Raw genomic sequence first — 8,422 nt, 5'->3', positions numbered from 1 at the left:
TGCGCGCGGTGGAGAGGGGAAGCCGGTGAGCTCAATTAAATACATGGGGAGTTACTCATATATTAATAATTGTTTGAATTTTTAGTAAGCTCACTAGGTGTATTATTATTATGTTGAGGCGACATTAAAGGAGAAAAAAATTGAGGGTTAAAATTAGAACTAGGCTCGAGAGTTTTGGGCTCTTCAAGAGATGAGGAAACTTCTAATTTGACTGCTACAACAGGAAGCGTCGGAGCCTTATTATTTGTCTTGTCATATTCAGAAATATTTTCAACACAAAAAAGCTTCTCTAGACCGGTTTTTAAACTTATAGCAAATTGGATATCAAAAGCCTCCCTATGTGCTTCTCCTTTCAAGTGTTTATTGAAGAATACTGCTTCTAAACCGGCAGTTAAAACTGTATCTTTAGTTTTAACTGCCATGTTTGCTTCTTTATTAACCATTATAGTAGCCGCAGCAGCTACCTGAGCCGATCTTTTAACTGCCTCAGGCCTCGTTTTTTCAGCATATTGATAAAAGGAAAGCATAGCATAGTCAAAAATATATTGTACTTGGATTAATGTAAACATTTAAGCTCAGAATGAAAAATGATTCTTTATTGTACTAACTAAATTAATAACCATCAAATTAGATGAAATCAATTATTCCTCTTCAATATCCTAGCTAATTTCAAAACTTATAATCCCTCGCTGTGCTTCCATGGTTTTTAGACTTTGGTGAAATCGGATATTTGTTTTTTGAACAAAATGATCAATTAATAATTTTTTAATAAAAATCCGATAGAATTGTTCTTATTTTAAATAATTTTTTATTGGATAAATCAAATGACTATTGAAATTATTCTTCGCGAAGGTCAATTAACGCATCCTATAGTTGTACTTTGTAAGGAAGAAAATCTAGAGCAGGTCACTACATTGCTTAAACTTTTCACCTCATCACTTGACTGTGCACAAGAACTAACTTCACTATCCTTTACACCAAATGTTAAAATTGACTTCACCCAAGATAACTTAAAATTTCAAGGACGTTGGTTAGCAGACAAAAAGGAAATTCAAGTTAAAAATAATTTATCTCTTGAAAAAATGTTGCAAACATTTATCTTTGAGTTATGTAATGCGAATAATCCTGACCTAATAAGCAGCAAACTTAAGTACTCAAATTTTTTTACGGCAGACGAATATGCTACCTATATTGAAATGGCAGAACACCAATCATCTAAAAAAGCCGTTTTGTTATATATGAATATAGTTTCCATAAATCCTGAAGCCCTTACAATGCCAAGTACTGCTGAATTACAGCAATTAAAAATATTATCTGGAGACGAAACCTATTTAGCCTACATAAAAAATAATGGCCATTATGATAATTATATTAATAACTACAATAAAGCAATGCATAAAAGAAATAATCTTTTTTCTGAGCAAAATAAAAACATATTCGGAAAAACTCCTGTGAATATGAACAACACAACATTTTATTTAAGCCATGCTAACAGTAACGAAATGACTTGTTTTCTTTTAAATTTCCTATAATCTTAAGCACAATGAAAGTCTTAACAAAAAAGTTACAAATTAGTTACGTTTTTGTAACACTCGTGTTTTAATATGTTACACTTTATTCTAAAATTAGAGTGATTCTTTTTGAGCAGATGAAATACTTTCATCAAGCTCGACAAGATTTGAGAAAAACAGTAACTGATTCATAATTTTTAATAATAGGAATGCCTTATGCAAGCAAAAACGATTCTCGATTTGCGTAAAATTCGAATCTATAACAAACGCTATTTAAAATTTGACTTTGTCGCTGGCATTGTAGTATTTCTCGTCGCTATCCCATTATGCTTAGGTATTGCTCTGGCTTCTGGTACACCTCTATTTTCTGGTATTTTAAGTGGTGTTATTGGCGGTATCGTAGTTGGAATTATAAGCGGCTCTCAAGTCAGTGTCAGTGGTCCGGCAGCTGGTATGGCTGCAGTAGTAGTTGCCGCAGTGACCCATATTGGCGACTTCAATTCATTCTTACTCGCTCTGGTTATTGCCGGTGCCATACAAATACTGATTGGTAGTTTACGCGCAGGATTTGTAGCTGATTATGTTCCTTCTAACGTGGTTCAAGGCTTACTCTGTGCCATTGGTATTTTGTTGATTGTTAAACAATTACCCTTAGCCTTTACTCTTTCTGCAGACTTTAACGAGCTTAAGACCCATTTGTTAGAAACAACAGAGGTTATTACGCTAAGCCCTCTTCTTGCCTTATATCATCATATAAATATCGGTGCATTAATTATTACACTCTTATCTTTAACTTTATTAGTTTATTTTGATACAACCAAAAATAAAATATTAAAAGAAATACCTGCGCCAATTATCGTGGTCATCATGGGGGTACTTTTAAATGAATTCTATATGTGGACTGATTCAAGCTTGGTACAAAACTCACCGCAATTGGTTAATATTCCTCAAACAGAAAGCTTCCACGAGTTATTCAGTAAACTGCAAGTACCCAATTGGTCTGCATGGACAAATCCACAAGTCTACATTTACGCCTGTATTTTAGCCATTGTCGCTTCCCTAGAAACTTTACTAAACTTAAAGGCTGGTGAGCGTCTTGATAAACAAAAACGTCACGCATCCTCTAATCGTGAACTAGTCGCTCAAGGTGTTGGAAACTTAACCGCAGGTTTAATTGGCGGTATTCCTATTACTTCGGTCATCGTAAGAACCTCAATCAATATTCAAGCAGGTTCCAAAACGAAGATATCCAGTATTTTACATGGTATTTTTATCCTATTTGCCGTGATGTTAATTCCTGGGACTATAAATAAAATTCCTTTATCTTCACTGGCAGCTATTTTGATTTATACCGGATATAAACTTAATAAGCCTTCGATTTATAGCACTATTTATGCTCAAGGGTGGGATCGATTTATTCCCTTTGCTGCCACAGTAATTGGCATTATTGCCTTTAATCTGTTAATGGGTATTTTAATCGGATTGGCAGTAAGTATGTTCTTCATTCTCAAATCAAACAGCCAATCACGTATTAATATTATCAAGGAAACTTATCCTAATGGTGTTATTAACCGTTTAGTACTGCCACAGCAAGTAACTTTCCTTAACAAAGCAGCTTTAATCGCTGAATTAGATTCTATTCCCAAAGAATCACAACTGATTATTGATGCACGTTATACACAATACATTGATAAAGAAATCAGCGAACTCTTGAAAGAATTTCAGGAAGAACAAGCACCTAACAAACAAATCGCCTTGAATCTATATGGATTTAAGCCACATTATAAAATTCATAACTACATCGACTTCATTAATGTAACGACCTATGACGTACAGTCTAACCTATCACCAGCACAAGTACTTAATATTTTACATGAAGGGAACCAGCGCTTCTTAAACGATGAGCGTATTCACCGCATGAATTATCAGGATGTGAAACACACTGCAAAAGCGCAACATCCTATTGCAATTGTTCTTGGTTGTATTGATTCGCGTGTACCTGTAGAAACAATTTTCGATATGACTTTTGGTGACATTTTCTGTGTTCGTATTGCCGGCAATGTAGTCAATGAAGATGTTCTTGCTAGTATCGAATACGCGTGTATAGTAATTGGAGTAAAACTGATTATTGTCTTGGGCCATACTCGTTGTGGTGCGATTCAATCGGCATGTGATGGCGTTAAACAAGGCCATATTACGCAACTACTGGATAAAATCCAACCGGCAATTGCTGCTGAGGTTGTTACTAAAGAAGAACGTAACAGTAAAAATACGGCATTCGTCAATCATGTGACTCAATTAAACGTAGCCAATGCGATACAAAATATTTATGATCGCAGTTCTACACTTAAAGAAATAATAGAACGTAATGAATTGGCACTGGTCGGTGCAGTTTATGATGTACAAACTGGCTCTGTCCATTATCATGATTATGAAAAGGAATTGCAACAATTAGGCAGCACAGGTCATAACCAATTAGCATCTAAAGTAGCGCAAATCCTTAAAGAAGCGAAAATTCATCCTTAATTAATAAACAGAGGAACCCTATAGTCCCCTCAAAAGAGCAACCTGTTTTTGTAGAGAAACTTCTGTATAATGCTTGCCATTGATGACATTAAATTCAGGAGCAGAAATTGCGCGCGTCAAAATGGTTTTTAGCTACTCTCAAAGAAACGCCTAACGATGCAGAAATCGTCTCTCATCAACTGATGTTACGAACAGGAATGATCCGTAAACTCGGATCAGGGCTTTATACCTGGATGCCTTTAGGCCTTAAAGTCCTACGTAAAGTAGAGCAAATTGTCCGCGAAGAGATGGGGCGTATTAATTCAGCAGAATTGCTAATGCCTGCAGTCCAACCTGCCGAGCTTTGGCAAGAAACAGGCCGCTGGGAAACTTTTGGTGGTCAGTTGCTCACCATGACTGACTCCAATGGCAGAGAATATTGCTTTGGACCTACTCATGAAGAAGTAATCACTGACATCATGCGTAATGAATTACAATCATACAAGCAATTACCTGCCAGTTTTTATCAAATCCAAACTAAATTTCGTGATGAAATTAGACCACGCTTTGGTGTCATGCGCGCACGTGAATTTATTATGAAAGATGCTTATTCATTTCATTTATCTGCAGAAAGTTTACAAGAAACCTATAACGACATGTACACTGCTTATTGTCGAATTTTTGATCGAATGGGTTTGAAATACCGGGCAGTAGAAGCCGATACAGGTGCTATTGGCGGTTCAGCCTCTCATGAATTCCAAGTTTTAGCTGATTCAGGTGAAGATTTAATTTTCTACAGTGATGCAAGTAGCTATGCAGCCAATATTGAAAAAGCTGTAAGTTTAAAACCATCTAAATCAAGCAAGCAAACAACTAAAACTCTTTCCATAGTAGATACACCGAATAAAAAAACCATTGCTGAAGTAGCACAATTTTTAAAAATTGACAGTAAAGATATGATTAAAACCTTAATTGTTAAAGGTACAGAACACCCTATGGTAGCCCTGGTTTTACGCGGTGATGATGAACTTAATGAAGTCAAAGCAATAAAACATTCTTTAGTTCATTCCCCACTGCAATTAATTGATAAAGAATATATTGATAAAACCTTAAATGTACCAATAGGTTCTATAGGCCCAATAGAGTTATCGATTCCAGTAATTGTAGACCATCACGCCTTAGCAATGGATTCATTTGTTTGTGGTGCTAATCAACCAGACAAACATTATCAATATGGTGCTTGGGATAAAGACGTGAAAAACTATGAATCATTTGACTTGCGTAATGTTAAAGTCGGAGACCCAAGTCCTGATGGTAAAGGAACCCTGCACACTTGCCGCGGCATTGAAGTGGGACATGTATTTCAATTAGGTGACAAATATGCCAAGACTATGAATGCCTGTGTCATTAATGAAGAAGGACAATTACAAACTATGATGATGGGCTGTTATGGCTTAGGCATTTCACGTGTAGTTGCTGCTGCAATTGAACAGCATCATGATGAGCATGGCATTATTTGGCCACAGAATATTGCACCATTCCAAGTGGTGATTATCCCGCTTAATGGGCATAAATCGCAGGCCGTTAAAGATCAAGCCGAAGCACTGTATGAACAACTAAATAAAGCAGGAATTGATGTTTTACTCGATGATCGTAATGAAAGAGCCGGCGCACTTTTTACCGACCATGACTTAATTGGTATTCCCCATCGCTTGGTAGTCAGTGATAGAAATTTAGAACAACAGGTAGTTGAGTATAAATCACGTGGCACTGGCGAAACCAAACAGCTCAGCATAGATACAGTCGTCTCTGAGCTTGTGCAATTCATCAAGCAATAACTGTTTATGCCCTCTTTTGAAAATAAAAGAGGGTTCTGGTTACAATTCGTTGTTAATAAGTGGTCTGACCTTGATTGAAAAATTACATTAAATGAATGATCTTCCGCCAAATGACCTTCAATAATAATATTTGAACAAAAAGGATTGATAGTAATCATAGAGATCTGCTATAATGCAGAGGCACGCGGTTACCCGCCAAATTGCAAGCTGTACACTAATGATGACAAAACTAAAAATCAATCTCAAGAGTTATAAGGGCATTCCTGCACAACATCAAGATATTGATGTTGACTATTACATTGCAGATCCTGACTGGATAAAAAACTTTGTTCAATTATGCCAGACTATCACTCAAGAACAAATTGATCGCCATATCGGTGCGGAAAGCACTTATCATTTTAAAAATATACTATTACACTCTTTAAAATTTCATTATGCTGCTTTATCTGGAGTATTGAAAGACATAGATCCTGTTTTCAATCTCACAGTAGATCAGAAAACAGCGATTATTTCCAAGATTGAAGAAGAAATTGAAGCATGTACCCCTGGTTTTCATGCCCGAATAGAAAGCTTGCTTGCAAGTTGTTACTTTGTACCTAAAACTATTGCAGATTTATTAACGTTAATTCGTTATAATATAGTAGAGAGTGCAGCAACTAAACAAACAACAGAAGTTCATACAAATAATCGATTTTTCATCGTAGCCAAGGAAATGGGGTTTGGCGTTGAACCGAAATTAGCTAATGATCCCTATACAGGTAATATTCCTGAAGATGAAATTAAAGAATACTTACAAACTGCCTTTGATGAAAAATTTCAACCTTTTTCCATATTACTGCAGCTAAAAACACAGATTATATCCACCTTTGGTCAGTATATAGGAAGAAAAGAAACAGGATATAAAATAAATGTTTATGGGCCTGGTCTTGAGTATCTTAAAAATCTCTTTCAAGAAACCGAAGTTAATTATGATTATTTAATTACTGATAAAGAAACAAACGCTGTTTATGATATAAACTGGAATCTGATCTTAAAAAAATTATGGGATATATTACTTCAAGATAAATATTTCGATTATTCCTCACGGTCAAAAACTCTCAACAATTGGGGATTGCTATATTTTAGCAAACTAACCAAATCTGATATAGACCTCGCTATATCTGCGATAAAGCAGATTTTTCTTGATCCAGGTAATGCCTGTCTTGGCGATTTAAAAAAATTACACCATCTTTTTAAAAACCCGGCTGAGTGCGTTGCTTATCTTTGTTGTAACCCTGATTTAACTGAAAACAGCAAAATGGTGGTTCTTTTTAGCACATTAGACTCTGTGCTACATAACAACACTGATATCAATATCTACTGGGAGGTTGTAAATAACTTCTGGCAGCTTGTATTAGATAATACGACATTAGCAGATGCTTTTGGAAAAAGGCTTGTGGAGCACTATCCCAAGTTCATAGAGCAATTTAAACGTGATTTACTCGAAGATCCCTTATATTTTAAACAACAGGTTTATAAAAAAAATATAGGTGCTATAAAATTATTTAGCTTAAAATTGGGGTGCTTGCCTGAAGATTCAATTGGGCCAATTATACAGAATCAACCTTTCAATCTATATTGGGCAATAGCAGGATGTCAATCCCAACCTGAGGTACTATTGTCATTTATTCATTTTATACCTCATATAGAAGAATCTGCTCTCAGACGCATTCTTGCCTATCAATATCTGGATGGAAGTACTATTTTATCAATTGTCTTATCAAGAATGAGTAAAGGACATGCTAATGCAGCCTGCCAGCTTCTTAATGTAATATCAAGCCTTCCTACGACCGCTCAATTCTCCATTTTGCAACTGGATAGGCCGACAAATCACAACAATCCGGTGTTGAAAGCGATTAACCACTGCCCATCAGCGGTGCCCTCACTACTCAATTTGATATTTACCCAGGATTATAAGAGCCAAATCAAAATTACATCAGCCTATTTATCACATCCTGCATTAGAAAATAAAAATCGATTGACGTTCAGGCGTTTACTGGAATTAAATCAAGGAGTTAATTCTTTAGCACATCAACCCGATAAAGTATCCGCTTACAAGACAGCCCAACATCTACAAACGGTACTTATCAATTCACTTAATGAATATTTTGAAAACAGTGAGCACCCAAACGCTTTCTCTACATTAAAAAACAAATGGGATGAGGCCATTTTGCAAGCAAGTGCTACTTTGAGCAAATTACCTGATTGGAATACTCTGTTAAAAAATCTTTCTTTAGTTGTAGTAAGTATTCCACTGCTAGGTATTCCACTGGCTGTTAATTATTATATATCTGGTTATAAACGAGTATTTTTTCAATCCCAGCAAGCACAAAATTTGGAACATCTAAGGGAAGTAGTTGCTCAAGAAACTACGTTTATTAATATGACCATTCGTTAGAGCTGCTCTAAACTCATTTGGTCTCCTATCATTTATTAAAATTTGATCATAGTGAAATCTTTGTAAATGTTCACGTAATGGCGTCAACTTAAGGCTATTTCCTCTTTCTCTCTGTCATTAAGTTAAAGAAA

Annotated in this window: 5 protein-coding genes; 4 read left to right on the top strand and 1 reads right to left on the bottom strand. The window is 35.6% G+C overall.

Annotated elements, in window-relative coordinates; all coding sequences use genetic code 11:
• Window positions 1-62: 62 nt before the first annotated feature.
• A complete protein-coding gene (locus QM652_RS13115) occupies window positions 63-569 on the bottom strand; it encodes a hypothetical protein (RefSeq protein ID WP_415076532.1) in 507 nt (168 codons plus the stop codon).
• A 255-nt stretch (window positions 570-824) separates the two neighbouring features.
• Here QM652_RS13115 and QM652_RS13110 point away from each other — a divergent pair, with 255 nt between their 5' ends.
• The 4 genes from QM652_RS13110 to QM652_RS13095 all read left to right on the top strand — a co-directional run bounded on the left by QM652_RS13110 (window position 825) and on the right by QM652_RS13095 (window position 8,291).
• Window positions 825-1,532 (top strand): hypothetical protein, encoded by a 708-nt coding sequence (locus tag QM652_RS13110; protein WP_415076530.1) that lies wholly within the window; start codon window positions 825-827, stop codon window positions 1,530-1,532.
• 195 nt (window positions 1,533-1,727) lie between these two features.
• Window positions 1,728-4,037, top strand: coding sequence for a SulP family inorganic anion transporter (locus QM652_RS13105; protein ID WP_415076528.1), 2,310 nt, complete (start codon window positions 1,728-1,730; stop codon window positions 4,035-4,037).
• A 107-nt stretch (window positions 4,038-4,144) separates the two neighbouring features.
• Complete coding sequence (locus QM652_RS13100) at window positions 4,145-5,854, top strand: proline--tRNA ligase (RefSeq protein ID WP_415076526.1); 1,710 nt, start codon at window positions 4,145-4,147, stop codon at window positions 5,852-5,854.
• A gap of 217 nt (window positions 5,855-6,071) precedes the next feature.
• Window positions 6,072-8,291: a hypothetical protein gene (locus QM652_RS13095; protein WP_415076524.1), complete on the top strand. Its 2,220-nt coding sequence runs from the start codon at window positions 6,072-6,074 to the stop codon at window positions 8,289-8,291.
• Window positions 8,292-8,422 lie beyond the last annotated feature (131 nt).

The sequence above is a fragment of the Legionella sp. genome, from assembly GCF_047605385.1.
GTDB lineage: Bacteria > Pseudomonadota > Gammaproteobacteria > Legionellales > Legionellaceae > Legionella.
The sequence above is the reverse complement of the archived record's forward strand: the minus strand, read 5'-3'. Positions and strand labels throughout refer to the sequence as shown.